At 29.5% G+C, this 26,800-nt stretch carries 25 protein-coding genes; 13 read left to right on the top strand and 12 right to left on the bottom strand.

Annotation, left to right across the window (positions count from 1 at the left end):
* Window positions 1-44: 44 nt before the first annotated feature.
* Window positions 45-956, bottom strand: a complete 912-nt coding sequence (locus tag LPB03_RS05555) for a septum formation inhibitor Maf (protein WP_065318881.1) — start codon at window positions 954-956, stop codon at window positions 45-47.
* Between the two features lie 471 nt (window positions 957-1,427).
* On the opposite strand from LPB03_RS05555, the gene LPB03_RS05550 reads away from it, so the two are divergent.
* From LPB03_RS05550 to LPB03_RS05540, 3 genes are all read left to right on the top strand, one after another.
* The gene (locus LPB03_RS05550; RefSeq protein ID WP_065318882.1) at window positions 1,428-2,003 is read left to right on the top strand and encodes a YceI family protein; all 576 of its coding nucleotides are present in this window, start codon (window positions 1,428-1,430) and stop codon (window positions 2,001-2,003) included.
* A 39-nt stretch (window positions 2,004-2,042) separates the two neighbouring features.
* Entirely contained in the window at window positions 2,043-3,323 is a 1,281-nt protein-coding gene (locus tag LPB03_RS05545; protein ID WP_065318883.1) for a hypothetical protein, read from the top strand.
* Window positions 3,324-3,414: 91 nt separating this feature from the next.
* Entirely contained in the window at window positions 3,415-3,990 is a 576-nt protein-coding gene (locus LPB03_RS05540) for a YceI family protein (RefSeq protein ID WP_065318884.1), read from the top strand.
* Window positions 3,991-4,112: 122 nt separating this feature from the next.
* Here LPB03_RS05540 and LPB03_RS05535 read toward each other — a convergent pair whose 3' ends face one another.
* The 6 genes from LPB03_RS05535 to LPB03_RS05510 all read right to left on the bottom strand — a co-directional run bounded on the left by LPB03_RS05535 (window position 4,113) and on the right by LPB03_RS05510 (window position 11,872).
* Window positions 4,113-4,559 carry a KTSC domain-containing protein gene (locus tag LPB03_RS05535; protein WP_065318885.1) on the bottom strand — a complete coding sequence of 149 codons (447 nt, stop codon included), beginning with the start codon at window positions 4,557-4,559 and terminating at the stop codon, window positions 4,113-4,115.
* A 149-nt stretch (window positions 4,560-4,708) separates the two neighbouring features.
* A complete protein-coding gene (locus tag LPB03_RS05530) occupies window positions 4,709-5,677 on the bottom strand; it encodes a M20/M25/M40 family metallo-hydrolase (RefSeq protein WP_065318886.1) in 969 nt (322 codons plus the stop codon).
* Window positions 5,678-5,791: 114 nt separating this feature from the next.
* Window positions 5,792-7,606, bottom strand: a complete 1,815-nt coding sequence (locus tag LPB03_RS05525; protein ID WP_065318887.1) for an acyl-CoA dehydrogenase FadE — start codon at window positions 7,604-7,606, stop codon at window positions 5,792-5,794.
* Between the two features lie 29 nt (window positions 7,607-7,635).
* Window positions 7,636-8,826, bottom strand: coding sequence for an acetyl-CoA C-acyltransferase (locus LPB03_RS05520; RefSeq protein WP_065318888.1), 1,191 nt, complete (start codon window positions 8,824-8,826; stop codon window positions 7,636-7,638).
* 97 nt (window positions 8,827-8,923) lie between these two features.
* Window positions 8,924-11,329 carry a 3-hydroxyacyl-CoA dehydrogenase/enoyl-CoA hydratase family protein gene (locus LPB03_RS05515; RefSeq protein ID WP_065318889.1) on the bottom strand — a complete coding sequence of 802 codons (2,406 nt, stop codon included), beginning with the start codon at window positions 11,327-11,329 and terminating at the stop codon, window positions 8,924-8,926.
* Window positions 11,330-11,416: 87 nt separating this feature from the next.
* Window positions 11,417-11,872: a MarR family winged helix-turn-helix transcriptional regulator gene (locus LPB03_RS05510; RefSeq protein ID WP_065318890.1), complete on the bottom strand. Its 456-nt coding sequence runs from the start codon at window positions 11,870-11,872 to the stop codon at window positions 11,417-11,419.
* A 172-nt stretch (window positions 11,873-12,044) separates the two neighbouring features.
* Between LPB03_RS05510 and LPB03_RS05505 the strand changes: the two genes are divergently transcribed.
* Genes LPB03_RS05505 through LPB03_RS05485 form a run of 5 tightly spaced genes read left to right on the top strand, consistent with a single transcriptional unit; the run spans window position 12,045 to window position 17,261 of the window.
* Window positions 12,045-12,974 carry an ABC transporter ATP-binding protein gene (locus LPB03_RS05505; RefSeq protein ID WP_065318891.1) on the top strand — a complete coding sequence of 310 codons (930 nt, stop codon included), beginning with the start codon at window positions 12,045-12,047 and terminating at the stop codon, window positions 12,972-12,974.
* Between the two features lie 4 nt (window positions 12,975-12,978).
* Window positions 12,979-14,304, top strand: a complete 1,326-nt coding sequence (locus tag LPB03_RS05500) for an ABC transporter permease (protein WP_065318892.1) — start codon at window positions 12,979-12,981, stop codon at window positions 14,302-14,304.
* A 1-nt stretch (window position 14,305) separates the two neighbouring features.
* Window positions 14,306-15,214 (top strand): mechanosensitive ion channel family protein, encoded by a 909-nt coding sequence (locus LPB03_RS05495; RefSeq protein ID WP_065318893.1) that lies wholly within the window; start codon window positions 14,306-14,308, stop codon window positions 15,212-15,214.
* 14 nt (window positions 15,215-15,228) lie between these two features.
* A complete protein-coding gene (locus tag LPB03_RS05490; protein ID WP_065318894.1) occupies window positions 15,229-16,098 on the top strand; it encodes a DUF6268 family outer membrane beta-barrel protein in 870 nt (289 codons plus the stop codon).
* A complete protein-coding gene (locus LPB03_RS05485) occupies window positions 16,098-17,261 on the top strand; it encodes a sigma-54-dependent transcriptional regulator (RefSeq protein ID WP_065318895.1) in 1,164 nt (387 codons plus the stop codon). Before LPB03_RS05490 ends, LPB03_RS05485 begins: the two co-directional genes overlap by 1 nt.
* Here LPB03_RS05485 and LPB03_RS05480 read toward each other — a convergent pair.
* Entirely contained in the window at window positions 17,244-17,738 is a 495-nt protein-coding gene (locus LPB03_RS05480; protein WP_065318896.1) for an ankyrin repeat domain-containing protein, read from the bottom strand. The two genes, LPB03_RS05485 and LPB03_RS05480, sit on opposite strands and share 18 nt — an antisense overlap.
* 68 nt (window positions 17,739-17,806) lie before the next feature.
* On the bottom strand, window positions 17,807-20,035 hold the full coding sequence (gene katG, locus LPB03_RS05475) for a catalase/peroxidase HPI (RefSeq protein WP_065318897.1): 2,229 nt from the start codon (window positions 20,033-20,035) through the stop codon (window positions 17,807-17,809).
* A gap of 281 nt (window positions 20,036-20,316) precedes the next feature.
* Between katG and LPB03_RS05470 the strand changes: the two genes are divergently transcribed.
* The 4 genes from LPB03_RS05470 to LPB03_RS05455 all read left to right on the top strand — a co-directional run bounded on the left by LPB03_RS05470 (window position 20,317) and on the right by LPB03_RS05455 (window position 24,070).
* Window positions 20,317-20,958 (top strand): peroxiredoxin, encoded by a 642-nt coding sequence (locus tag LPB03_RS05470; RefSeq protein WP_065318898.1) that lies wholly within the window; start codon window positions 20,317-20,319, stop codon window positions 20,956-20,958.
* A gap of 69 nt (window positions 20,959-21,027) precedes the next feature.
* The gene (locus tag LPB03_RS05465) at window positions 21,028-21,336 is read left to right on the top strand and encodes a thioredoxin family protein (protein WP_065318899.1); all 309 of its coding nucleotides are present in this window, start codon (window positions 21,028-21,030) and stop codon (window positions 21,334-21,336) included.
* 45 nt (window positions 21,337-21,381) lie between these two features.
* Window positions 21,382-21,639 carry a DUF6952 family protein gene (locus LPB03_RS05460; RefSeq protein ID WP_065318900.1) on the top strand — a complete coding sequence of 86 codons (258 nt, stop codon included), beginning with the start codon at window positions 21,382-21,384 and terminating at the stop codon, window positions 21,637-21,639.
* A 136-nt stretch (window positions 21,640-21,775) separates the two neighbouring features.
* Window positions 21,776-24,070 (top strand): TonB-dependent receptor family protein, encoded by a 2,295-nt coding sequence (locus LPB03_RS05455; RefSeq protein WP_065319369.1) that lies wholly within the window; start codon window positions 21,776-21,778, stop codon window positions 24,068-24,070.
* Between the two features lie 182 nt (window positions 24,071-24,252).
* Here the strand turns inward: LPB03_RS05455 and LPB03_RS05450 are convergent, their stop codons facing one another.
* From LPB03_RS05450 to LPB03_RS16735, 3 genes are read right to left on the bottom strand one after another with little or no spacing between them, the layout of a single operon-like run.
* A complete protein-coding gene (locus LPB03_RS05450) occupies window positions 24,253-24,753 on the bottom strand; it encodes a cupin domain-containing protein (RefSeq protein ID WP_065318901.1) in 501 nt (166 codons plus the stop codon).
* Window positions 24,750-25,523, bottom strand: a complete 774-nt coding sequence (locus LPB03_RS05445) for an SGNH/GDSL hydrolase family protein (protein ID WP_065318902.1) — start codon at window positions 25,521-25,523, stop codon at window positions 24,750-24,752. The genes LPB03_RS05450 and LPB03_RS05445 overlap by 4 nt, the downstream gene beginning before the upstream one ends.
* Window positions 25,520-25,681: a hypothetical protein gene (locus LPB03_RS16735; protein WP_170324200.1), complete on the bottom strand. Its 162-nt coding sequence runs from the start codon at window positions 25,679-25,681 to the stop codon at window positions 25,520-25,522. Before LPB03_RS16735 ends, LPB03_RS05445 begins: the two co-directional genes overlap by 4 nt.
* Window positions 25,682-25,918: 237 nt before the next feature.
* Between LPB03_RS16735 and LPB03_RS05440 the strand changes: the two genes are divergently transcribed.
* On the top strand, window positions 25,919-26,776 hold the full coding sequence (locus LPB03_RS05440) for a PPK2 family polyphosphate kinase (RefSeq protein WP_065318903.1): 858 nt from the start codon (window positions 25,919-25,921) through the stop codon (window positions 26,774-26,776).
* Window positions 26,777-26,800: the final 24 nt, after the last annotated feature.

Here is a 26,800-nt window from a genome sequence, read left to right as displayed (position 1 = left end):
TGTAGAAAAAAAAGAGATTTCAGTTATGAAATCTCTTTTTTGTTTTAGTTTAAACCCAATTCTTTTCGTTCCTTAATATCTGCAACTCCGTTTTTACTCCAATAAGCAGATTGTATTGTTGTAATTTTTTCTGCTTTTGTAGTCAATATTTTTCCACGACTAGAAAATGTTTCTTCCCAAGATTCAATTGTATTTGGAAAATCTTTAGTTACTTTTATAGATAGCGTTCTGTCTAACTTCGGATAATTTATAGTGTAAATTAAAAAAGCTCCTTGCTCTTCTAAAGAAGCAATCGCAGAAAATGCTTTAAATTCTTTATGATGTAACCCTAAAAATTCAAAAGAAGGTATTATTTGTATTTCGCCAACAGGCAAATTTTTTGGAGAAATTCTAAGTTGATTCCAAAGTTCGTTTTCTAAAATATGTTTTTTTAGATTGATTTTTTTATCAGCATTACTTTCAAAATAAGAATAAAATTGAATTTGATATGCTTCTCTATTATTCAATTGAACAAAAGTATTTCCACACCATTCTTGAGAAGAAAAAGAAATTTTAATTGCATTTTTATTGATGTCAATAGGAGAGAAGGTACTCGTCATTAAACTATAAGGATAAATACCAGTTGTAAAGTTTTTAGTACTATTTAACTTTAGAATAAGCACATTATTTTTATTCGCTTTATCTGCTTTAACTTGTTTTTCAGGTAAAAAATCTTCTGTTACAAAAATATTTACAGCTGTTCCTTCATGAATTTCTCCATATCTAATTTGTGATAGTTTGTAAGACGTTATTTCTGCTTTTCCTGAATACCAATAGTTATTAAATTCTGGATTTTTTTGAAAACTTTTTATTTCAGTATCATTAGTCTTATGATCTTTTTTAAGTTCAGGATTTGAACAAAAAAATAATAAAAAACTCAAAATAATTGGCGTAAATACTTTTGTTATTTGTTTCATTTTAATGCTTTGCTTTTGTTGGATACTAATTTACGATAATTATATATTAATAAAGTTTAAATACCAAAACCAAGCTTAAAGAGAATGTTTTTCTTGTTATTTAAAAACGATATTAAAAGTATAAACTTCTACAGACATTAATATAAATATTTTAGTTTTTAACTTTTTTATCAAAAATTGATTAATGATAATGAGCTTTAAGAAGTATCATTTATAATTATTTCAATTTTTTTAAACAAATCTAAAAAAGACTCAATTTTTATCAAAAGTAAAATGAGATTTTAATTTTTTATAAAACACTTGCTATCAGTGTCTATTTTGAATTTTAAAGTATAAAATTCATGTTTTTTTTTCCACAAAAATATTTTTTTCACTTAAAATTATAATATGATTTTTATCATATTTAGAAATGTTATTAGTACTTAATTTTGTCTCATAATAATTTAAAACAACAGAGTTATGATATTTAAAATGAAAATTGACAAGCTATTAATTACAGCAATCGTTGCTTTTTTATGCATGCCATTTACAAGTTTTGCACAAAAATATAATTTAGATATTCAAAAATCTTCGCTTATTGTATTTGGTACATCCAACATCCATGATTGGGATATTAAGACCGAAAACCAAAAGGGTTTTATTTTAATTAATGCAGAAAATAGTTTACAAATTAAAGAATTAAATATTGTTGTTGAGGCAGAAAGTTTAAAAAGCGGAAGAGGTGGTATGGATAAAAATACCTATAAAGCTTTAAATACGAATGATTATAAAACAATTAAATTCAACTTAATAAGTAGTGATAAAATTACTGATTTAGGAAATGGAAATTATAATGTAACAGCGAAAGGAGATTTAACAATTTCTGGAGTAACAAAAAGAATAACATTAGAATTTAAAGTAAATATAGAGAGCAATTTAGTAAGTATAACAGGTGAAAAAAATATTAAAATGACAGATTATAAAATTGATCCACCAAAAGCATTATTAGGTACCATTAAAACAGGAGATGATGTACTTATAAAATTCAATACAATTTTAAAAAAGTAAATAAATAAAGAAAACCAAAACCAATTAAATAATAATAAGATGAAAATAATTTTAAAAAGAACATTAGTAGCAGCGATAGTTTTAGGAGCTTTTACAGTAACTGCACAACAAAATAGGGATTTAGATAATTACAGACCTGTAGATAAAAGAGGTGTTAACGTTTTTGAAAACCCTAAAAGTAATGAGTCTACCTTTAATGGAGTTAAAGTAAGAATTGGTGGTGCTTCAACCATTCAGTTTCAAGGACTAGATCAAGAAAACTCTGGACTTGCAGGATTAGAATTAAAGCCAATTGGTTCAAATTTTAACTTAGCAACTGCAAATTTAGATTTAGATGTGGCATTGTATCATGGTGTAAGAATGCATTTAAGAACCTATTTATCTTCTAGACATCACCCAGAACCTTACGTAAAAGGTGGTTATATTCAGATTGATAAATTAGACTTTGTTAGTGAGGGATTTTTAGAGGATTTTATGCAATATGCATCTATTAAAATTGGGCATATGGAAAATAATTATGGTGATGCCCATTTTAGACGAAGTGATAATGCACAAACTATTCATAACGCATTTGTAGGCAATTTAATTATGGATTCTTTTACTACAGAAGTTGGAGCAGAATTATTTGTACAAAAAAATGGATTTCTTGGAATGTTAGGTATTTCTAATGGAAAACTGAATCAATCTGTAGTAAAATCATCAGAAGAAGGTAGTACAGGAGGTGCATCTTTCTTGGCAAAATTTGGTTATGATAAACAAATTAATAGCGATTTTAGATTTAGATTAACGGGTTCTATTTATAACACAGGTTATGTACCAAATTCTTATTTATATAGTGCAGATAGAGCAGGTTCTAGATATTATAGAGTTTTAGAAGCAGCAACAGCAGGATCTGATAATTTTAGATCTGGAAGATATAATCCAAATTTAAGAAACCAGATAAGAGCAATTATGGTGAATCCTTTTTTAAAGTATAAAGGTTTAGAATTTTTTGGAACAATAGAATCTGCAACAGGAAAAGCTACAGCAGAAGCAAGTAATAGAACTGCAAATCAATATGCTGGAGAGTTAATTTATAGATTTGGAAAAGATGAAAGATTTTATGTGGGTGGAAGATACAATACTATTGATTCTGAAGATTTAAATGATGGAGATGTTGAAATTAGTAGATTCCAACTAGCTGGTGGATGGTTTTTTACAGACAATGTTTTAATGAAAATAGAGTATATGAACCAAAAATATGATGGTTTTTCTACAACAAATGTTTTAAATGATGCAAAATTTAACGGCATAATGTTAGAGGCAGCAATTAGTTTCTAGTTAAAACATCTAATTAAAATTTATAACAAGACTCAAAGTTAAATGCTTGAGTCTTGTTTTTTAAAATTAAACAACATAAAGTATATTATTTATGAGAATTATAATTTTCTTTATCGGAATTTTAACCTCATTTTCTTTTTTAAAAGGAGAAAAAAGTAATGAAAATAAACATATTTATATTCTTCCTAAAAGCGAATTAAAAATTAAAGGAAAATCAAATATAAATAAATTCAGTTGCGATTTTAATTTTTTAAAACTAGAAAATCCTCTTGTTATTTCTTATCAAGAGAAAGAAAATAAAAGGTATTTTAATTCAGCGACTTTACCAATTAAAAATATTTTTTTTGATTGTGGAGGAAGACAAATTAATAAAGATTTTCATAAACTATTAAATACAAAAGAGTTTCCTCAAATACTTATCCAATTAAAAGAAATAGAGTATTTACAAGAATCTATAAAAGCTTGTATTGAAATGGAAATTGCAGGTATTTCCAAAACTTATACACTGCATGTTACTCAAACTAAAGACAACACACATAATATTTTGGGAGTTTTAGAATTAGATATTTCTGATTTTAATTTAGAATCGCCCACAAAATTACTCGGAATTATTGTGGTTTCTGATATAATAGAAATTGATTTTAATTTAAGTTTTAAAGAGGTTTAGTTTTTAATTTTATTTAAAAGAAAAAGAGATAACAAATATATTGTTATCTCTTTTTTCTTTATAGATTAAAAATTAATAATGGTTATTTTATTATGAAATAATTGCCATAATTAAAATCTAGCTTATGCCATTACTGAAGCTTTTTTTGATTTTCTATAGGTGAAAGAATTGAAAATATTTCTTTTACCGAAATTATTCATAGACCTAGCATTTACGAATTTTCCAAAAAGAATTTTACTTACACCAAAATATTCATAAGTATTTCCATCAGTAAAAGTAACTTCTAATAACATTCCTTTATGATGCCAATCTGCTACTTGGAAATCTGTAATTGTAGTTTTGTAAGCTTCTAAATTAGCTTCTTTAGTTTCAGGAGCAATACTTACCAAAAAATGGTAACCATCAATTATTTTTGTACTTACAATTTCTGCTTCCTCTTTTTTCTCTTCATCTGTAAATTTATCTGGATGCCATTCTTTTACAAGATTTCTATAAGTTTTCTTTAACTCTTTCAAGTCAATTTTACCTTCAACTTCAAATAACTTTTTATACTCTTTAATACGTTTCATTTTATTTCTTCTAAATTCGGTGCAAAAGTATTGATAAAAAAGAGATTAACTAATTTTATTTTACAATGTTTTTAAATTAAGATAGGTTTTATGTGAAAAGTAATTGCAAAAAAAAAGAGATTACAAATTTGTAATCTCTTTTTTTGTTGTTAGTCAGCTAAATGCTCATCTAGATTTTCTACAGCTTGTATAATAATTTTTACAGCTTCTACATAAAACTCTTGGTTAATGGAACCAAAAGTGTCTGTATGCCTATGATAATCTTTATGATCAGGAACACCAAAATACATAAAAGGTATTTTTTGTCTATGAAACACTCTGTGATCAGAAGAAAAAGTCCAATCTGATTGTTCTGTATTTTCAGGATCATCATGACCAAATAATAAAATTACTTTGTCTGAGTTAATTTTCTCTAATGGTCTTCTCAAATCTGGATAATGAAACAAACCACAACCAAAAAGTTCTGGATCATAATCACTATGAGCAATCATATCTAAATTAATATTTAAATTAATATTAGATTTATCACTATAATTTTTAAGGAAATATTCAGCTCCTAAAGAACCAATTTCTTCTGCATCTACAGCAGCAAAAATTAAATTATGTTTTGTAGGTCTAGTTTTAAAATATTCAGCAATTGTAAATAAAGCTGCAGTACCAGAAGCATTATCATCTGCACCATTATAAATTTTGTCATCTCTAATTCCTAAATGATCATAGTGTGCAGTAATTACGATACTTTTTGCAGACTCGCCTTTAAGCATACCAACTATATTTGCACCATAAGCAGTTGTATCTGGAACATTAGAATAGTTTTGATTAGGTTTTTCTATAGGAAAAACATCTTGCCTATTTTTGCCTTTAAAGGTGTGCGAAAACTCTTGAAGAAGATTGTTATTAAAAACCGGTTGAAGACCTGCTTCATTAAACCTTTCTAAAATAAGGTTTTGAGCTTTCTTACTACCAGGTTTTGAAAAAGCCCTACCTTCATAAGAATCATCAGAGAGAATTTTTACAGTTTCTAATAGTCTTTCGCTATCAATTTCAATTAGTTTTGGTTTGTTGCAACTCCCTAAAAGCATTAGAAATGCAACAACTGAAAATAATTTTGTTTTCATTATGTTGGTTGTGATTGAAAAAATTAGGGAATTTAGTCGCAAATATAATAAAAAGACCATTAATAATAATGGTCTTTATTAAACAAACAATTAAATTCTAAAATGTTTTACTATTTAGAAACAATATTTATTTTCTGCTTTCATTTTTTCAGCTATTAAGTCTCTTAAAGCTATTACATTAGGGTAGTTTGCATATTTAGTAAAACGCTTTAATCCCATTAGTAACATTCTTTGTTCATCTCCTTCTGCAAAAGAAATAATGCCTTCTTTACCGTTTTTAGCAACAATTTCTACAGCATTGTATAAATAAAGCTTAGCCATAGCAATTTGCCCTTCTTGAGCATCTTCTCCAAAACGTTTTGCATTTTTCTCTGCACGTAATAAAGTAGATTCTGCCATATAAATTTCATTTAAAATATTTGCAGCTGCCATTAATAATTGTTGATGCTCCTCTAAATCTGGTCCAAATTTTTGGATTGCAGCTCCTGCAACCATTAAAAAGACTTTCTTAATTTTAGCAATCATTTCTTTTTCTTCAGCAAATAATTCTGAATAATCTGGTGTATCAAAAGAAGGAATTCCCATTAACTCATTACCAACTTCTGTTGCTGGTCCTAATAAATCTACATGACCTTTCATTGCTTTCTTCACTAACATTCCAACCGCTAACATTCTGTTAATCTCGTTAGTTCCTTCGTAAATACGTGCAATTCTAGCATCTCTCCAAGCAGCTTCCATTGGTGTTTCTTCAGAAAAGCCCATTCCTCCAAAAATTTGAATCCCTTCGTCTGCACAAGCTTGTACATCTTCAGAAACAGTAACTTTTAAAATAGAACATTCAATGGCATATTCTTCTACTCCTTTTAATTCTGCATCTTGATGAGAATTTCCAGCAGCCAATCTCATTTCAATTCTGTCTTCAATATTTTTTGCGGCTCTATAACTTGCAGATTCACCTGCATAAGTATTCGTAGCCATTTCTGCTAATTTTGCTTTGATAGCACCAAAATCTGCAATTGGCGTTTTAAATTGTTTACGTTCTGTTGCATATTGTAATGCTGTTGTTAAAACTCTTCTTTGAGAATCTAAACAAGCAGCTGCTAATTTAATTCGCCCAACATTTAAAGCGTTTACTGCAATTTTAAATCCACCACCTCTGGTTGATAACATATTTTCTGCAGGAACAATGGTATCGTTATAAAATACTTGTCTTGTAGACGAAGCACGAATTCCTAATTTATGCTCTTCTTCTCCTAATGTAATTCCATTTGGATTTTCAGCATCATATTCAACAATAAAACTAGTAATATTTTTATCATTTTCAATACGAGCAAAAACAATCATCACATTACAGAAACCTGCATTTGAGATCCACATTTTTTGTCCGTTAATTTTGTACGATTTTCCATCAGCAGAAAGCTCAGCAGTTGTTTTTCCTGAATTTGCATCAGATCCTGCTCCTGGTTCCGTTAAACAATACGCACCCATCCATTCGCCTGTAGCTAATTTTGGTACATATTTTTGTTTTTGTTCTTCAGTTCCATATAAAGTGATTGGCATTGTACCAATTCCTGTATGTGCACCAAAAGCAGTACTTAAAGAACCATTTCCACTAGAAATATATTCGCAAGTAATCATGGTTGATACAAAACCCATTCCCATTCCTCCATACTCTTCAGGAACAGCAACACCTAAAAAACCAAGTTCACCAGCTTTTTTCATTACTTCTTCTGTTAAAGCATAATCTTTTGCTTCAAAACGATCTCTGTGTGCTATAATTTCACGTTCTGTAAATTCCTTTACAGCTTCTTTCATCATTACTTGCTCTTCAGAAAAATCTTCAGGAGTAAATATGTCTTCGCACTTTGTTTCTTTCACTAGGAATTGTCCTCCTCTTAAAATTTCTTTATTTGTAGTTTCAGTACTCATAACTTTATAATAATTTATTGTCTTTAATTTTAATTAAGGAATTCAAAAATACCTGCAGCACCTTGACCTGTTCCTACACACATTGTTACCATTCCGTATTTTCCTTGCATGTTACGTTTGCGCATTTCATCAAAAAGCTGAACAGATAATTTTGCTCCTGTACAACCTAAAGGATGTCCTAATGCAATTGCACCACCATTTACATTGATGATATCTGCATTTAAACCTAATTCACGAATTACAGCTAAAGATTGAGAAGCAAAAGCTTCATTTAATTCAATTAAACTGATATCTTCTTGTTTTAAACCTGCTTGTTTTAATGCTTTTGGAATCGCAACAACTGGACCTATTCCCATAATTCTTGGAGGAACACCAGCAGCAGCATAACTTACCATTCTTGCAATTGGTTTAATATTTAATTCCTTCACCATATCTTCGCTCATCACCATCACAAAAGCAGCACCATCACTAGTTTGAGATGAATTACCTGCAGTTACAGATCCGTTTGTTGCAAAAACAGGTCGTAAGCGTTCTAAACCTTCAATGTTTGAACCTTTTCTAGGTCCTTCATCTTTAGTTACTGTATACTTTCTTGTTGCTTTTTTACCTTCTTCATTTACATAAGTCTCTTCAACTTCAATAGGAACTATTTGATCTTGAAAACGATTTTCTTCTTGCGCTTTTAATGCTTTTAAATGAGAATTTAATGCAAATTCATCTTGATCTTTTCTAGAAACATTAAATTGATCTGCTACAGCTTCTGCTGTATTTCCCATTCCCCAGTAATAATCTGCATGACCAGCAGCAACTGTATCATAATTTAATTCTGGTTTAAAACCTGTCATTGGTACAGAACTCATGCTTTCTGCTCCACCAGCAATAATACATTCTGCCATTCCAGATTGAATTTTTGCAACTGCCATTCCAATGGTTTCTAAACCTGAAGAACAGAAACGATTTACGGTTACTCCAGGAACTTCATCGATTTCTAATCCCATTAATGAGATTAAACGTGCCATGTTTAAACCTTGAGAACCTTCTGGCATTGCATTTCCTACAATAACATCATCGATTCTTTTTTTATCGAATTCAGGTAAATTCTTCATTAAATGCTGAATAGTTTCTGCAGCCAATTCATCAGCTCTTTTAAACCTAAAAGCACCTTTTTTTGATTTTGTTACTGCTGTTCTATATCCTTGTACTATATATGCTGTTTTCATTTTGTTTTTAGCTTTTAGCTAATCGCTTTTGGCTTTTAGCATTTGTTAATATTTATTTACCAATAGCAAATAGCTAAAGGTAAATAGCCAAGTAATTTTAGTTACGTAATGGTTTTCCTGTTTTTAACATATGTTGAATACGCTCTAAAGTTTTTCTTTCTGTACATAAACTTAAAAAAGCTTCTCTTTCTAAATCTAAAAGATATTGCTCAGAAACTTTTGTTGGTTCAGACAAATCTCCACCAGCCATTACATAGGCTAATTTGTTTGCAATTTTTTGATCATGTTCGGAAATAAAACGACTTGCTTGCATAGAATCTGTAGCCACCATAAAAGCACCTAAAGCTTGTTTTCCTAAAACTAAAACATCACTTCTTAAAGCTGGTTGAGTATAACCTGCTTCTGCCATTAAAACTGCGTGCTTTTTAGCTTCTGCAATTTGTCTGTCTTTATTTACCACAACAACATCTTTTCCTTTTTGAAGTAATCCTAAATCGAATGCTTCATAAGCAGAGGTAGCTACTTTTGCCATTCCAATCGTTAAGAAATATTCTTGTAAAACATTTAATTGAACATCGCCCTTTTTAAAAGTATCAGAAGCACGTAAAGCCATTTCTTTAGAACCACCTCCACCAGGAATTACACCAACTCCAAATTCTACAAGACCCATATAAGTTTCTGCTGCTGCAACTACTTTATCTGCATGTAAAGAAATTTCACATCCACCACCTAAAGCCATTCCATGAGGAGCAGAAATAGTTGGTATAGCAGAATAACGCATGCGCATCATAGTGTCTTGAAAATATTTGATAGCCATATTTAACTCATCATATTCCTGCTCTGCAGCCATCATAAAAATCATTCCAATATTAGCACCTACAGAAAAATTTGCTGCTTGATTGCCAACAACTAATCCTTGGAAATCTTTTTCAGCTAAATCAATTGCTTTGTTAACTGCAGCTAAAACATCACCACCAATGGTGTTCATTTTAGATTGAAATTCTAAATTTAAAATTCCATCACCTAAATCTTCAATTACTGCACCAGAGTTTTTCCAAACTTGATTTGATTTTCTAATGTTATCTAAAATGATAAATGAATCTTGGCCTGGTTTTTTAGTTTGTGTTTTTGTAACGATGTCATAATAATGAGTAGCTCCTTCTTTTACTGTATAAAAAGAGTCATTATTATTTAGCAACATTTCAGAAACCCAAGGAGCAATTGCATGTCCTTCAGCTTTCATAATCTCAACACCTTTGGCAACACCAATTGCATCCCAAATTTGGAATGGTCCATGTTCCCAACCAAAACCAGCTCTTAAGCCATCATCAATTCTGTATAATTCGTCAGAGATTTCTGGAATTCTATTTTGAACGTAAGCAAACATTGCTGCAAACGATTTTCTATAAAACTCACCAGCTTTGTCCTTTCCTGCAACTAAAACTTTGAATCTATCAGCAACATTATCAATTGTTTTTGTTAATTCTAACGTTGCAAATTTTGCTGATTTTTTCTCTCTGTATTCTAGTGTATTTAAATCTAATGTTAAAATGTTTCTTTTACCATTAGCGTCTTTTGTCATTTTGTAAAAACCTTTGCCAGTTTTACTTCCTAACATTTTGTGTTCCATCATATGATTTACAAAATCAGGAATTACAAATTGCTCTCTCATTTCATCTTCTGGGCAATTGTCTTTTACACCATTTGCAGTGTGTACTAAAGTGTCTAAACCAACAACATCAATAGTTCTAAAAGTTGCAGATTTTGGACGACCAATTACAGGTCCAGTTAACTTGTCTACTTCCTCTACAGTTAATCCCATTTCTTTAACAACGTGGAATAAACTCATAATACCGAAAATACCAATTCTGTTTCCAATAAAAGCAGGAGTATCTTTAGCTAAAACTGAAGTTTTACCTAAAAATTTATCACCATACATCATTAAGAAATCTGTAACTTCTTGTTTACAGTTTGGTCCTGGAACTACTTCAAAAAGTTTTAAATATCTTGGTGGATTAAAAAAGTGAGTTACTGCAAAATGTTGCTGAAAATCTTCACTTCTTCCTTCATTCATAAACTTTATTGGAATACCAGAAGTATTTGAAGTAATTAACGTTCCTGGAGTTCTAAATTTTTCAATTTTTTCAAAAACTGATTTTTTAATGTCCAAGCGTTCTACAACAACTTCCATCACCCAATCTACATTTTTAATTAAATGTAAATCATCATCAATATTACCAGTGGTAATTCTTTCTGCAAATTTTGTACTATATATAGGAGAAGGTTTCGATTTTAAAGAAGCTGTTAAAGCATCATTTACTAAACGATTACGAACCACTTTGTCTTCTAATGTAAGTCCCTTTGCTTTTTCTTTGTCTGATAATTCTCTTGGAATAATATCCAACAAAAGAACTTCCACACCAATATTAGCAAAGTGACATGCAATACCAGATCCCATAATACCAGAACCTATAATTGCTACTTTTTTAATTCTTCTTGTCATTTTTTTAATTATTTGATTAATGATTTTAAAAACTTATTCCAATTTCATGATTAAGTTTTACTTCACTATTATGATTAGTTTTACTTTTTATTTATCTTGATTGGCAGTTTCAAAAATTTTCTTTTCTGCAATTAATTTATTGATAGTTGTCATCACTTTAAAAAATGAATTCAATTCATCTTCAGAAACATATTCTCTAACAACATTGTTAAATTGATATACATGGTTTTTAGAAAATTTTCGCATTTCTAAACCATAATCCGTCAATTTTATAATAACACTTCTGCCATCATCAGGATTTTTTTCTCTAGAAATGGCACCTTTTTCTTCCATCGATTTTAAAATTCTTGAAAGACTTGTAGGTTCCATGCCCATTAAAGGTCCTAATGATGTGCTTGGTGTTCCTTTTTCTTTATCAATAGTTAACAATACAAATGCCATAGACATTGTGCTATTGTGGTTTGTTGCTTGCTCATTATACATCTTTGCAACAGCTTGCCAAGTTGCTCTTAATTGATGATCGATTGAAATATTCTTATCCATTGTGTCAAAGATATAAAAATTTACTATGCATGCATAGTAAATTATAAAAAAGTTATGCGTGCATAGTAAAATTTAACAATTATTTTAAATGTAACAATTTGTGTGTTTTGGTTACTAATTAAAATATGTAAGTTTGTAATAGTTCTAATTTCATAAAAATCAACTTGAAAAAATGAGTAATTTGTTAGAAATCAATAATATAGTAAAAAATTATGGAGATTTCAGAGCATTGAATGATGTTTCTATCCATATTCCTAAAGGAAGTGTTTATGGTTTGTTAGGACCAAATGGAGCAGGAAAAACTTCGTTAATTAGAATTATCAACCAAATAACAATGGCAGATTCTGGATCTGTTTACTTGGATGGTGAAGTTTTATCTCCAAAACACACTGCAGATATTGGTTATTTACCAGAAGAACGAGGTTTATATAAATCGATGAAAGTTGGTGAGCAAGCTTTGTATTTGGCACAATTGAAAGGTTTGAGTAAATCTGAAGCTAAAAAACGCCTAACATATTGGTTCGAAAAATTCGATATTATGGCTTGGTGGAATAAGAAAATAGAAGAACTATCAAAAGGAATGGCGCAAAAAGTGCAGTTTATTGTAACTGTAATGCACAATCCTAAATTATTAATTTTTGATGAACCATTTTCTGGTTTCGATCCTATAAATGCTCAATTAATTGCGAAAGAAATTTTACAGTTAAGAGATGAAGGAGCTACCATTATTTTTTCAACACATAGAATGGAATCTGTAGAGGAAATGTGTGATGAAATAGCGTTAATCGATAAATCTAACAAAATTTTAGACGGAAAGTTAAACGACATCAAAAGAGAATTTAGAACAAATACGTTTCAAGTAGGTTTACATACAGCAAACCCAAAAGAAGTGGAAGTTGCTTTAAGACAAAACTTTGATGTTTTACCAGCAGACTTTAAATTGTTAGGCGAAGAATTAACATTAAATGTAAAATTAAAAAGCACAAATACTGCAAACGAATTATTATCCTTTTTAACAACTAGGGGAGAAGTGCAACATTTTGTGGAGTTAATACCAAGTGCAAACGATATTTTTATTCAAGCAATAAATAAAAACAGTTAAGAAAATGAGCAAGTTAAAACTAATTATACAAAGAGAATTTATTGCAAAAGTTCGTAATAAATCGTTTTTAATAATGACTTTTTTAAGTCCGTTATTAATGGTTGGTGTAGGGTTTTTAGTTTTTTTTCTGATGAAAAAGAACGACGAAAAAGTAAAGAAAATTGTTTATGTTGATAATTCTACGTTGTTTACCAAAGACGATTTTAAAGATACAAAAACAGTATATTATGAAGATTTTACAAATTTAGGAATTGAGGAAACAAAAAAGAAAGTAGAAAATGGTGATTATTATGGAGCTTTAATAATTCCGAAAAAAGATAGCTTAGAAATTTTGGCAAATTCTATTGAGTTTTACTCAAAAGAATCTCCATCAATGTCTATTATCAATTCTTTAGAAAGTAAAATTGAGCGAAAATTAGGAAACGAAAAGCTGAATTACTTTGGTATTGACTTAGAGAAGATAAATGCTTCTAAAATTCAATCTGAAATAAAAATGTACAATTTTTCTGGTGAGGAATCATCAAAGATGAAAAATTGGATTAAAATAATGGTAGGTGCAATTGCAGGTTATTTATTAATGATGTTTGTAATGATTTACGGAACCTCTGTAATGAGAAGTGTTATTGAAGAAAAAACAAGTAGAATTATAGAAATTATAGTGTCATCAGTAAAACCCTTTCAATTAATGTTGGGTAAAATTATTGGAAATGGTTCTGCAGGGTTGTTACAATTCTTAATTTGGGGAATACTTTTATTTGTTATATCAACAGCATTAACAGCTTTTTTTGGAATTGATATGACAGAGATGCAAACCGCTAATTTATCTGCTGAACAATTAGAAGCAGCAAAACAAGCTGCAGACCCAAATAAAATGCAATTGATAGTGCAAGAAATTTTAGGTTTGCCGATTTTAAAAATGTTTGTCCTATTTATCTTTTATTTTTTAGGTGGTTTTATGTTATATAGCTCGCTTTTTGCAGCTATTGGTGCAGCTGTAGATAATGAAACAGATACGCAACAATTTATGTTGCCTATTATGTTGCCTTTAATTTTAGCAGTTTATGTTGGTTTTGCAACTGTAATTAACGATCCTCATGGACCCATTGCTGTAGCATTTTCTTACATTCCTTTAACAAGTCCAATTGTAATGTTAATGAGAGTTCCTTTTGGAGTTACTTGGGTAGAATTGGCAATTTCTATGCTTTTATTAGTAATTACATTCTTATTTATGGTTTGGTTAGCAGCTAAAATATATAGAGTTGGTATTTTAATGTATGGGAAAAAGCCAACATATAAAGATTTGTATAAATGGTTAAAATATAAAGGTTAAAATGCAAGATACTTTAGAGAAAGTTAAAGACACTATTGTAGATGAAACAACATCTATATTAGATCATAAATTCGTATTATCAGATGATATAAGTATTACAGTTAAAGGCTTAATATTTGTTGTTGTAGCTCTAATTATTACTTCTTTTATATTAAAGTTAGTAAGAAGGTTTACTACTAGAAAAATGTCTTTAAATGATAAGCAGAAATTTGTAACAGTTTTCGGTTATATAAGATGGTTTGTGTTTCTCATTATCTTTTTGGTTGCTATGAATGCTTCTGGCGTAAATGTTACAGCCGTTTTTGCAGCATCTGCAGCACTATTAATTGGTGTTGGTTTGGCTTTGCAAACGCTTTTTCAAGATATACTTTCAGGCATATTTATCTTAGTTGACCAATCTGTACATGCAGGAGATATTATTGAATTGGAAGGAAAAATAGGAAGAGTTTTAGATATCCGTTTACGAACAACAAGAGCAGTTACTATTGATAATAGGGTTTTGGTGATTCCTAATCATTTATATTTAACCAATATTTTATTTAATTGGACCGAAAACGGAACAGAAACTCGAGAGTATGTAGATGTTGGTGTTGCTTATGGAAGTGATGTGGAATTGGTCAGAGAACTTTTAATTGATATTGCTCAAAAGAATGATAAAATATTGAAAATTCCAGAACCTGGAGTTTTATTTACAGATTTTGCTGATAGTTCTTTAAATTTTAGATTAGCTTTTTCTTTAAATGATAGTTTTGAAGCTCGATTTGTAAAAAGCGATTTACGTTTTGCAATCGATAAAGCTTTTAGAGAAAATAACGTTACCATTCCTTTTCCACAAAGAGATGTGCACGTTTTTACGAATGCAAAACCAGGAATACAATTCGAAAAGATAGAAAATACTACTAAGGAATAATTAAATTTTAAAACATGAAGAAGTTTTTTTTGTTTCAATTTTTATTGATTAGTTTTTTGTCTAATGCACAGTTAACAGATTTGGCAAGATTGGAATATTCATTTATCCCAAAAAATAAATCAGAAGATCAGTATACAAGAATTAGAGCTTTAGTAAATTATCCTATTAAAATAAAAGAGGATACTTATTTTGTAATTGGTGCAGAGTATAATCATATCTTTTTAAATTTAAATGATTCATATCCCTTTGATACAAGTTCTTTAGAAAAAGTAACTGTTATCGATCTAAATTTAGCCTACACTCATAAATTAAATGATATTTGGCGAGTGGCTTATACTATTTCTCCAAGATTAGCATCAACTTTAAATGGTAAAATTACCAGTGAAGATTTGTTTTTGAATGGTGGAATTTTCTTTATAAAAGATAAAACAAAAATAACAACAGTTAGAAAACCATATAGACTTATTTTAGGTTTAACATACAATACAACAGCAGGAATTCCATTTCCTTTGCCATTAATTAGCTATTTTAGTGAAATAAACGAAAATTGGTCTTACACAGTTGGTGTTCCAAAAATGAATGTAAAATACAGGTTTGATGAAAAGAAAAATTTACAAGCTTTTGTTGGTTTAGATGGTTATTATGCACACATGCAAAGACCAACTTCAATTCAAGGAAAGCAGGTAGATAATATTTCTTTGTCATTAATTGTTGGAGGTTTAGGGTATGAATATTCATTATCTAAATACCTTGTTTTGTATTCATATGCTGGCTATACTTTAAGATTAAATAACGTATTAAGAAATGCAGATAGAGAAAATGTATTTACTTTAGATGATGTAAATGCATTTTATTTAAGAACAGGAATTAAATTCAGATTATAATGTCAAAAATATTAATAATAGAAGACGAAGCAGCAATTAGGAGAGTTTTAAAGAAAATTATTTCTGAAGAAAATGAATCTTATAATGTAGAAGAAGCAGAAGATGGTTTGTTGGGTATAGAAATGATTAAAGATAATGATTATGATTTAGTTTTATGCGATATAAAAATGCCAAAAATGGATGGTGTTGAGGTGTTAGAAAAGGCTAAAAAAATAAAACCAGAAATTCCGATTGTTATGATTTCTGGGCATGGAGATTTAGATACAGCTGTAAACACAATGCGTTTAGGTGCTTTCGATTATATTTCTAAACCACCAGATTTAAACCGACTTTTAAATACGGTAAGAAATGCTTTGGATAAAAAAGTACTGATTGTTGAAAATAAAAGATTAAAGAAAAAAGTTAGCAAAAACTACGAAATGATTGGTAAGAGTCAAGAAATCAATCATATTAAAGAAATTATAGAAAAAGTTGCAGCTACAGACGCAAGAGTTTTAATTACAGGCTCTAATGGAACAGGTAAAGAGTTGGTCGCTCATTGGTTACATGAAAAATCAGACAGGTCTAAAGCCTCTATGATTGAAGTAAATTGTGCTGCAATTCCGTCAGAATTAATAGAAAGCGAACTTTTTGGCCATGTAAAAGGTTCTTTTACAGGTGCAAATAAAGACAGAGCAGGGAAATTTGAAGCTGCAAATGGTGGTACTATTTTTTTAGATGAAATTGGTGATATGAGTCTTTCTGCACAAGCAAAAGTTTTACGTGCTTTGCAAGAGAGTAGAATATCTAGAGTTGGTTCTGATAAAGATATTAAAGTAAATGTAAGAGTAGTTGCAGCAACTAATAAAGATTTAAAAAAAGAGATTTCAGAAGGGCGTTTTCGAGAAGATTTGTATCACAGATTGGCTGTTATTTTAATAAAAGTTCCTGCTTTAAATGAACGTCGAGAAGATATTCCTTTGTTGGTAGATTATTTTACTTCTAAAATTTCTGATGAACAAGGAATTCCTAAGAAATTGTTTTCTAATGATGCTATAAATTTATTAAAAGAATACGATTGGACTGGAAATATTAGAGAGCTAAGAAACGTTATAGAACGTTTAATGATTTTAGGAGAAAAAGAGGTTTCTGCAAACGATATTAAGCTATTTGCTAGTAAGTAGTTTTTTGCTGTTTAATAAAGTAATTATTTCTTTAAAATCTTTAGAAATAGCATGATCTAAAGCTGTTTTGTTTTCTTCGTCTTTTAATGTTATATCAGCATTTTGATTTAATAAAAACTCAACCATTTTAGTTTGATTGTATAAAGTTGCAAAAATTAAAGCAGTATAACCAAGATTATTTTGTGCATTAATATTGGCGCCATTATTTAGTAAAAGTAATGCTATATCTATATTTCCTTTAAAAGCAACACCTAGTAATGCTGTGTTTCCTTTAGCATCTTTATGGTTTACATTGGCCTTATTTTTAATTAACGTTTCTGCAATTTCTTTTTTATCAAAATAAGTAGCAAAAACTAACGGAGTAAACCCTCTTTTATCTTTAGCGTTTGCTAAGTTCGGAAACTTCTTTAAAAGGGTTTCTATTAAGTTGATGTTTACAGATTGTATGGCATCAAAAAAAGAGCTAATAACATTCATTTTATTGTATTTTTTAAAAAAAGGATAAACTTTCAAAAAAAGTTTATCCTTTAAATTTATTGTATTAATTATTTTAAATCAAAACGATCTAAATTCATCACTTTAGTCCAAGCAGCAACAAAATCTTTTACAAAACGATCTTGCCCATCATTTGCCCCATAAACTTCTGCAATAGCTCTTAGTTCTGTATTAGAACCAAAAATTAAATCGGCACGAGTTCCTGTAAATTTAGCTTCACCTGTATTACGATTACTACCTTCAAAATACCTATCATCATCAGAAGTTGCTTTCCAAGTATAAGTAAAATCTAAAATGTTTCTAAAGAAATCGTTTGTTAAAGTACCCACATTATCTGTAAACACACCATGTTTAGAGCCATCATAATTAGCGCCTAATACTCTTAAACCACCAACTAAAACTGTTAATTCAGGAACAGATAGCGTTAATAAGTTTGCTTTGTCTACTAGTAAATCTTCTGCAGCAATTTTTAAATCAGATTTAATATAATTTCTAAAGCCGTCTGCTAAAGGCTCTAAATAATTAAATTGTTCAATATCAGTTTGCTCTTGTGTAGCATCACCTCTTCCTTGCGTAAATTCAAGAGTTTGATTATAACCAGCATTACTTAATGCTTTTTCTACACCAACATTACCAGCAAGCACTATTAAATCGGCTATAGAAACATCTCCGCTAAAATCACTTTGAATATCTTCTAAAACTTTTAATACTTTATTTAATTCAGCAGGATTGTTTACTTCCCAGCTTCTTTGAGGTTCTAATCTAATACGTGATCCATTTGCACCACCTCTATTATCTGAACCTCTAAATGTAGATGCAGATGCCCAAGCAGTAGTTACTAGTTGAGAAATAGTTAAACCAGAACGAGAAATCATATCTTTTAATGTAGCAATATCAGCATCACTTAATGTATAATCTACAGCAGGAATTGGATCTTGCCATAATAATTCCTCTTGAGGTACTTCTGGACCTAAATAACGAGAAGTTGGTCCTAAATCACGATGCGTTAATTTATACCAAGCACGAGAGAATGCATCTTCGAAAGCTTTATGATCTGCATGAAAACGTTTAGAAATCTCTAAATATGCAGGATCTGTTTTTAAAGCAATATCTGCAGTTGTCATCATTAAATCCTGTCTACCATTAGCATCACCAGCTTTTGGAGCTCTTTTAGCATTAGATGCTTCTGTTGGTTTCCATTGGAAAGCACCTGCAGGACTTTTCGTTAATTCCCAATCATAATTTAATAAAACATCAAAATAATCTGCGTCCCAACGTATTGGGTTTGGAGTCCAAGCACCTTCAATTCCACTTGTAATAGTATCATCTAAAACTCCAGTACCATAAGCATTTTTCCAACCAGTACTCATTTCCTCAATAGAAGCACCATGTGGTTCTACACCAACATATTTTGCAGGATCTGCTGCACCATGAGCTTTACCAAAAGTATGACCCCCAGCAATTAAAGCTACAGTTTCTTCATCATTCATAGCCATTCTGCCAAAAGTTTCTCTAACATCATGAGCAGAGCCCATTGGGTCTGGATTACCATTAGGGCCTTCTGGATTTACATAAATCCACCCCATCATAACTGCAGCTAAAGGATCTTCTAAATCTCCATCTTCATATCTTTCTTCATTTGCTCCCCATTCTGTTTCACTTCCCCAATAAATATCTTGTTCTGGTTCCCATACATCAGCACGTCCTCCAGCAAAACCAAAAGTTGGGAATCCCATAGATTCTAGAGCACAGTTTCCTGCAAGAATCATTAAATCTGCCCACGAAATTTTGTTTCCATATTTTTGTTTGATTGGCCACAATAACAATCTAGCTTTATCTAAATTACCATTATCTGGCCAACTGTTAATAGGCGCAAATCTTTGGTTACCAGCACCAGCTCCACCTCGTCCATCACCAACTCTATAAGTACCAGCACTATGCCAAGCCATACGTATCATTAATCCTCCATAATGCCCATAATCTGCTGGCCACCAATCTTGAGAATCTGTCATAAACTCTGTAAGTTCTTTTTTTAATGCATTATAATCTAAAGATTTAAATGCTTCTGCGTAATCAAAGTCTTCTCCCATCGGATTAGATTTTGTGGCATTTTGTCTTAAAATATTTAGCTTTAATTCGTTTGGCCACCAATCTCGATTTTTTACTCCACCACCAGATGTTTGTTTAACAGTACCACTCAAAAAAGGACATTTTGCAGAACTTTCATTAATGTCAAAATTTTTACCTTGAGGAGCACTTGAATGAGAATTACTTTCCATTTAATTTAGTTTTAAAATTAGTACAGTTCAAAACTACAATTTTATTTTCGATAATTTTTATCTATATTTTTTATATTGAAATAGATTTAAGCTATGGTTTTTTTATTCAATGAAAGTTTGTTTTTTTGAATAAAATGCAATTTTAGTTGTTATTAAATAAGGTATAAATAAATCTTATTATAATATAAAAAATATAATTTAGGAAGGCGTTACAGACTCTATGGTAAATGTATATTTGCCAACTTAAAAATAGAATATTTAACATTAAAATTAAAAATAAAATGGCAACATTAGTTGGAAAAAAATTCCCAAATTTAAACGTAGATGCAATGAATGAAATGGGTGATACATTTAAATTAAATGTATTGGAAGAAGCAGTAAAGAGCAAAAAGAAAGTTTTGTTATTCTGGTATCCAAAAGATTTTACATTTGTTTGCCCAACAGAATTACACGCTTTTCAAGCAGCTTTAGGTGAGTTCGAAAAAAGAAACACATTAGTTATTGGAGCTTCTTGTGATACTCCTGAAGTACATTTTGCTTGGTTAAGTACGTCTAAAGATAATGGAGGAATTGAAGGTGTAACATACCCAATTTTAGCAGATTCAAATAGAAACTTATCATCAATTTTAGGTATTTTAGATATTACAAACGAAACTTTTGATGAAACTTCTCAAACTATTCAAGTTGAAGGAGATAACGTAACCTATAGAGCTACTTATTTAATTGACGAAGAAGGAACGGTTTTTCATGAGGGTGTTAATCATATGCCAGTTGGTAGAAATGTAAATGAATTTTTACGTTTAATTGATGCCTATTCTCATGTTCAAAAAAATGGAGAAGTCTGTCCTGCAAATTGGGAAGAAGGTAAAGAAGCAATGCAAGCAAACGCAAAGGGTACTAAAGAATATTTAGCTGTTCATTAAAAATTAAACACAAATTATGAATTACGAATTTAATATTCGTAATTCATAATTTAAAAAAATAAAATTATTATGGTACAAGAATTAACAGAAGATAATTTAAAGATAATTGTTGAAGGTAATGAAAAAGTTGTAGTACAATATTCTGCAACTTGGTGTGGAAACTGTAGAATTATGAAGCCAAAATTTAAAAAATTGGCAACAGAATTAGACGAAATAAAATTTGTAATTGTTGATGCAGAAAAGTTTCCAGAAAGTAGAAAGTTAGCAGATGTTAGCAACTTGCCAACTTTTGCAACTTTTGTTGGTGGAGAAAAGAAAAATCAAACACAAACGAATAAGTTTGATGTTCTAAAAGATTTAATTGCAGAAATTGAATAAATTTAAGCTATAAATTTCTTTTAATATTTTTTACATAAAGCAATTATGAAGTTACCAGTTATAAAACATCTTACTAATTTTATCGAAGAAAACGATCAAGATTATATTTTAGAAACCATTGAAACATTAGAAGCTTTAACAGAAGTTCCGTCTTTAAAAGATGAAGAATTAGATGTTATTGGCGAGTTAATTTCTAATATGTATGGAGCTGTAGAAGTTGATAAAATGGTTAAAGAAGGCACACCAAAAAAGGAAGCCTTAAATACATTTATGAAACGTGTTTTGGGTTCTATTGATCAATAAAATTTAAAAAATAGTATTTAAAATCTCGAGATAATCGAGATTTTTTTTGTTTGTAAAAATATTTAAAGCTGCTTTTTTTACTTAAACTTTATATGTTATAGATTTGCTGTTTATCTTTCAAAAAATGTTTTTAAAAATGACAAAAAATATAAATGTATTTATCTTCTTTTTATGTTTTTCCTTTTTTGGTTTTGCTCAGAACAATTTTACTGGTAAAATTGTAAATCTTGAAAATGGTTTTGAATTAGAGAATGTTCAAATTATCAATTTAAAAACAAAGGATACTATTTTTTCTAATGGAAAAGGTTTTTTTAAAGTTGATGTTTTTGGTGTATATACATTTCAAAAATTAGGTTTTGTTGATAAAGAAATTAATATTTCTGATGCTTCTTTTAGAATTGTTCAATTAGAAAATAGTGCTTTCGTTTTGAATGAAATTATCATCAATAGCAATCACTTACCAAGAAAATTAAAAAAAGCTACAACTACTATTCAAGTTGTAAATACAAAAGATATTGAGCGTTCAAATACAACAGATTTTGCTCCAATATTAAATAGAGTGCCAGGTATTTTTATGCAAAGTGGTTCTTTAAATACAAATAGAATAACCATTAGAGGAATTGGTTCAAGAAATCTTTTTGGAACCTCAAAAATTAGAGCTTATTTTAAAGATATTCCCTTAACAAATGGAAGTGGAGAAACCACGATTGAAGATTTTGAATTAGCAAGTATTGCTTCCTTCGAAATAGAAAAAGGAGCAACGTCTAGCAGTTATGGAGCAGGTTTAGGAGGTACAATTTTGCTAAAACCACAAAGTTCCTATTTTCAAGATTCTAATATTGCAACTGAGTTTTCTATAGGTGATTTTGGCTTGGTAAAAGGAATTGTTAATTTGAATCTTGGTTTTAAAAACAACAGTGTTAGAGCGCTTTTTAGTGATACTAAAAGTGATGGATTTAGAAATAATAATGAATATAACAGGCAGACTTTTACAATTAATTCCAATCATTACATCAACCAAAAAAATGAACTTACAGTTTTAGCAAGTTATGTAGATTTGAAGGCGTTTATTCCTAGTTCTATAAACGAAGATGATTTTAGAAACAATCCAGCAAAAGCTGCATTTACTTGGCAACAATCTAAAGGATTTGAAGATGCAAATCGTGGTATTTTGGGAGTTACTTGGACCTATAAAATAAATGATAATTTAGAGCAAGTTACAAGCGTTTTTACCTCTTTTAGAGATGCTTTAGAACCAAGACCTTTTAACGTTTTGCAAGAAAATAGTTTTGCTGTTGGTGCTAGAAGTAGAGTTGTAGGAACCAAAAAAGTATTCAATAAAAATATGAATTTTACTTTTGGAGGTGAAGTATTTAAAGATACCTATAAAGTAAAAACTTTCGAAAATTTGTACCAAAATTTTCCTGAAGGAAATGGAAGCGTTTCAGGAAAAGAATTATCGAATTTTAAAGAGAATCGAACTTATTACAATCTATTTCTGGAAACAGATTATGAAATTTCCTCAAAAACTACTTTTTCTGTTGGGTTAAATCTCAATCAGACTTCTTATACTTTAGAAGATAATTTTATGGTTTCGCAAAATGATCCAGATCAATCAGGTGATTTTAATTTCAACGCAATTCTTTCTCCAAAAGTTGGTTTGTCTCATGTAGTTGCTGATAATATAAGTGTTTTTTCAAGTATCAGTCATGGTTTTTCGCCAATTTCATTAGCAGAAACATTATTGCCTGATGGACAGATAAACACAGATTTAAAACCAGAAACTGGTTGGAATTTTGAGATGGGAAGTAGAGGTTCTTTTCTTGAAAATAAATTAAATTATGCAATTTCTTTATATCGATTGCATATAAAAAACTTGGTGGTTTCTAAAAGAACTGCCCAAGATGAATTTATTGGAATTAATGCTGGAGCCACAAAACATGATGGTTTGGAAATGAGTTTAGATTATAGCATTTTCAAAAATAAAACGGTTTCTATACATCCTTTTTTATCCTATACTCTTAATAATTTTAAATTTGAAGAATTTATTGATGGTGAAAATAATTTTTCTGGAAATGAATTAACAGGCGTGCCAAAACAAATTTTAAATGTAGGTTTCGATGTTACATCTAAGGTAGGTTTTTATGGAAATATAAATTATCAATTTGTAGATAAAATGCCTATTACAGATAGTAATAGTTTGTATTCTGATGCTTATAACATTACAAATTTTAAAGTAGGTTATTCAAAAAACATCAACTCAGATTTAAATTTTAATCTCTTTTTTGGATTGAATAATATTTTTGATGAAAAATATGCTTCACAAATATTAATTAATGCAACTGGTTTTGGAGGTGTAGCTCCTCGTTATTATTATCCTGGAAATCCTATAAATTATTTTTCTGGTGTACGTTTAAATTATAATTTATAACTTTTTATTTTAATAAGTTAATTACTAGTTTCCTGTTATTTGGAAATTAAATAATGTAGAGGAAAATTAAGTTTGATTGTTCACGAAAATCATCAGCAGTCATGTTTTTTAATAAATAAATTCCAGAAATTCCTGCACCCAGAATGATTATTTTTTAGACATAAAGTTTAAAAACCGTCATCTTAATGATGCGTTAATTCCTTAATAATTTGTGTATGTTTTGGAAATTCTTTTGATAATTCATTATAACTTGGTAAGACAAAATCTCTAAAATCAAAACCAGGAGAAACTGTACAACCTACAAAAGAAAAAGAATTTTTTTTGATAACTTCTGCTCCAAAATAATAATGAGCAGGAACCGTAAATTGTGGAATTTCGCCATTTGCAAAATCATTTCCAATAAGTATAAAAGAATAGTTTCCTTCAGGCGAAATCAAATGTAATTTTAAAGTTGTGCCTGTATAAAAATGCCAAATTTCATCTTGACTAATTTTATGAAAAGCAGAGAATTTATCTGAAGTCAATAGAAAATAAATACTGGTGCAATAGTTTCTATTTCCTTTAAAATCTTCTCCTAAATCTTTAGATAAAATTTCTCCTTTGCTTCTATAAGTTTCTTTAAAATAGCCACCTTCAGGATGTTCGGATAAATTAAAATGATGTATGATTTCTTCTGAATTCATTCTATAAAACTTTTTGTATTCATAATAAAAGTAGCCATATCTTTTCCCCAAATTTGATATGTTAATTTTGATGGATGCACACCATCACTGAAAAAATCAGTAATATTACCTTCTAAATTGTAGCGTTTTTTCCAAGTTTCAAAATTTATAATTTCTTTATTATAATGTACATTTTCTTTGTTTTTTGTTTTTCTGTACAATTTGTTTCCTAAAATTTCAACCAAATTTCCAATCACACATTTTATGATGCGTGTAAATGCAGGAAACTCTTTAATTGGAGGCATATTTGTAAAGTAAATAGGTGTTTTTGGGAATTTTCTTTTCAATGTTTTAATTAAAAGGTTAATTTGAAACATCCAAACATCTGGAGAATTTAACTTAAAAGCATCATTTCCTCCCAAACCAATAACAATAATATCTGCAGTAGAATCTTCAATTTTTGGAATTAGTCTTTTTCTAACCATTTTGGCTGTATAGCCACTTTTAGCATACACTCGCCATAAAATAGAATGGTTTGTTTTTACTGCTATTTCTTTGGCAAGTGCTCCTGTAAATCCGTTTTCATGAAAATCTACGCCAATTCCAGCAATAGTACTCTCGCCAATCGTTAAAATTTTTAATGTTTTTTCTGAATCAGTTTTTATATACCCTTTTGGATTTCTAGCCTCAGGAAGTCTGGGAACATTTTTACGTATTTTTTTGCCCTGTAAAAATAGAATTGGCAACAAAGGTGTAGAAATAATAACGCCAACATAATATTTTAAACTCATGATTCCTCGTCTTTCTTTTCGTTAGCTTTTAGAATAATGGCCTTTAAACGCTCTTTCGTTTGCTGTTTTTCTAACTTTACTTTATTGATTTTTTGATTCATCAATCTAGTATGTTTTGCTTTGTTGACGGTGTTTTTTGCTTTTCCTTTTTTAGGCATCTACTTCATAATTAAAGTGCTAAAATAAGCAATAGTTTTTTTAAACTCATTAACCTTAATTTTATTGATTTTACTAATTTCATCACTAGAACTAAATAATAACTGTTTTTATCATCTTTTAAATGTTAATATTTAAACTTTTTTTTATGAAAAAATTATTATTTTAAATGATAATTGCCTAGCCAAAACCAATGTTAAATCCACTAAATTTTCTATCTTTAAACTTTAATAAGATGGATGATGAATTTAGACGACTATAGAGTTTCTTCACAAATAAAATTAGCAGAATTATCAACTAAAGAAGTTGTAGATGATGCCAAAAAGAAACTGAAAAAAATCCGAAGAAAAATAAGCGATTTGCAAGATACTATGTATGCAGAAGGCAAATATGGTGTGTTAATTTGTTTGCAAGGAATGGATACTTCTGGTAAAGATAGCTTAATTCGTGAAGTTTTTAAAGACGTAAATGCAAGAGGTGTGCAAGTGCATAGTTTTAAAGTGCCAACAGAGTTGGAGCTGAAACACGATTTTATGTGGAGACATTATGTTGCTTTGCCTCCAAAAGGAAAAATAGGTGTTTTTAATAGAACACATTACGAAAACGTGTTGGTTACAAGAGTGCATCCTGAATATATTTTTGGCGAAAACATTCCAGATGTAAAATCTTTAGACGATATAGATGATGCTTTTTTTCATGATAGAATGGAACGAATTAATGATTTCGAAAATCATTTGGCTAAAAACGGAACCATCGTTTTAAAATTCTTTTTAAATTTATCTAAGGATGAACAAAAAAACAGATTGTTAAGACGTTTAAATATTCAAGAGAAAAACTGGAAATTTTCTAAAGGCGATTTAAAAGAACGTAAACTTTGGGACAAATATCAATTTTGTTACGAAGATTTGCTGAATAGAACCTCCCAAGAAAATGCACCTTGGTTTGTAATTCCTGCAGACGATAAACCCAGTGCTCGTTTACTTTTAGCAGAAATATTATTAGAAGAATTAGAAAAATATAACTTTAAAGAACCTAGTTTACCTGAAGATATTCAAGCGCAAGTAGAAGAATTTAAAGCACAATTAAACAACGAATAAACTAAATACTGTTCAAAATTTTGA

Origin of the sequence: Polaribacter vadi (assembly GCF_001761365.1) — a bacterium.
GTDB lineage: Bacteria > Bacteroidota > Bacteroidia > Flavobacteriales > Flavobacteriaceae > Polaribacter > Polaribacter vadi.
The sequence above is the reverse complement of the archived record's forward strand: the minus strand, read 5'-3'. Positions and strand labels throughout refer to the sequence as shown.

Coding starts and splice junctions, on each gene's coding strand:
- LPB03_RS05555 (WP_065318881.1), bottom strand. CDS start 956: ATGAAACAAATAACAAAAGTATTTACGCCAATTATTTTGAGTTTTTTA.
- LPB03_RS05440 (WP_065318903.1), top strand. CDS start 25,919: ATGATGAATTTAGACGACTATAGAGTTTCTTCACAAATAAAATTAGCA.
- LPB03_RS05480 (WP_065318896.1), bottom strand. CDS start 17,738: ATGAATGTTATTAGCTCTTTTTTTGATGCCATACAATCTGTAAACATC.
- LPB03_RS05465 (WP_065318899.1), top strand. CDS start 21,028: ATGGTACAAGAATTAACAGAAGATAATTTAAAGATAATTGTTGAAGGT.
- LPB03_RS05515 (WP_065318889.1), bottom strand. CDS start 11,329: ATGACAAGAAGAATTAAAAAAGTAGCAATTATAGGTTCTGGTATTATG.
- LPB03_RS05455 (WP_065319369.1), top strand. CDS start 21,776: ATGACAAAAAATATAAATGTATTTATCTTCTTTTTATGTTTTTCCTTT.
- LPB03_RS05545 (WP_065318883.1), top strand. CDS start 2,043: ATGAAAATAATTTTAAAAAGAACATTAGTAGCAGCGATAGTTTTAGGA.
- LPB03_RS05550 (WP_065318882.1), top strand. CDS start 1,428: ATGAAAATTGACAAGCTATTAATTACAGCAATCGTTGCTTTTTTATGC.
- LPB03_RS05450 (WP_065318901.1), bottom strand. CDS start 24,753: ATGAATTCAGAAGAAATCATACATCATTTTAATTTATCCGAACATCCT.
- LPB03_RS05525 (WP_065318887.1), bottom strand. CDS start 7,606: ATGAGTACTGAAACTACAAATAAAGAAATTTTAAGAGGAGGACAATTC.
- katG (WP_065318897.1), bottom strand. CDS start 20,035: ATGGAAAGTAATTCTCATTCAAGTGCTCCTCAAGGTAAAAATTTTGAC.
- LPB03_RS05520 (WP_065318888.1), bottom strand. CDS start 8,826: ATGAAAACAGCATATATAGTACAAGGATATAGAACAGCAGTAACAAAA.
- LPB03_RS05445 (WP_065318902.1), bottom strand. CDS start 25,523: ATGAGTTTAAAATATTATGTTGGCGTTATTATTTCTACACCTTTGTTG.
- LPB03_RS05470 (WP_065318898.1), top strand. CDS start 20,317: ATGGCAACATTAGTTGGAAAAAAATTCCCAAATTTAAACGTAGATGCA.
- LPB03_RS05510 (WP_065318890.1), bottom strand. CDS start 11,872: ATGGATAAGAATATTTCAATCGATCATCAATTAAGAGCAACTTGGCAA.
- LPB03_RS05535 (WP_065318885.1), bottom strand. CDS start 4,559: ATGAAACGTATTAAAGAGTATAAAAAGTTATTTGAAGTTGAAGGTAAA.
- LPB03_RS05460 (WP_065318900.1), top strand. CDS start 21,382: ATGAAGTTACCAGTTATAAAACATCTTACTAATTTTATCGAAGAAAAC.
- LPB03_RS05495 (WP_065318893.1), top strand. CDS start 14,306: ATGCAAGATACTTTAGAGAAAGTTAAAGACACTATTGTAGATGAAACA.
- LPB03_RS05530 (WP_065318886.1), bottom strand. CDS start 5,677: ATGAAAACAAAATTATTTTCAGTTGTTGCATTTCTAATGCTTTTAGGG.
- LPB03_RS05500 (WP_065318892.1), top strand. CDS start 12,979: ATGAGCAAGTTAAAACTAATTATACAAAGAGAATTTATTGCAAAAGTT.
- LPB03_RS05540 (WP_065318884.1), top strand. CDS start 3,415: ATGAGAATTATAATTTTCTTTATCGGAATTTTAACCTCATTTTCTTTT.
- LPB03_RS05485 (WP_065318895.1), top strand. CDS start 16,098: ATGTCAAAAATATTAATAATAGAAGACGAAGCAGCAATTAGGAGAGTT.
- LPB03_RS05490 (WP_065318894.1), top strand. CDS start 15,229: ATGAAGAAGTTTTTTTTGTTTCAATTTTTATTGATTAGTTTTTTGTCT.
- LPB03_RS16735 (WP_170324200.1), bottom strand. CDS start 25,681: ATGCCTAAAAAAGGAAAAGCAAAAAACACCGTCAACAAAGCAAAACAT.
- LPB03_RS05505 (WP_065318891.1), top strand. CDS start 12,045: ATGAGTAATTTGTTAGAAATCAATAATATAGTAAAAAATTATGGAGAT.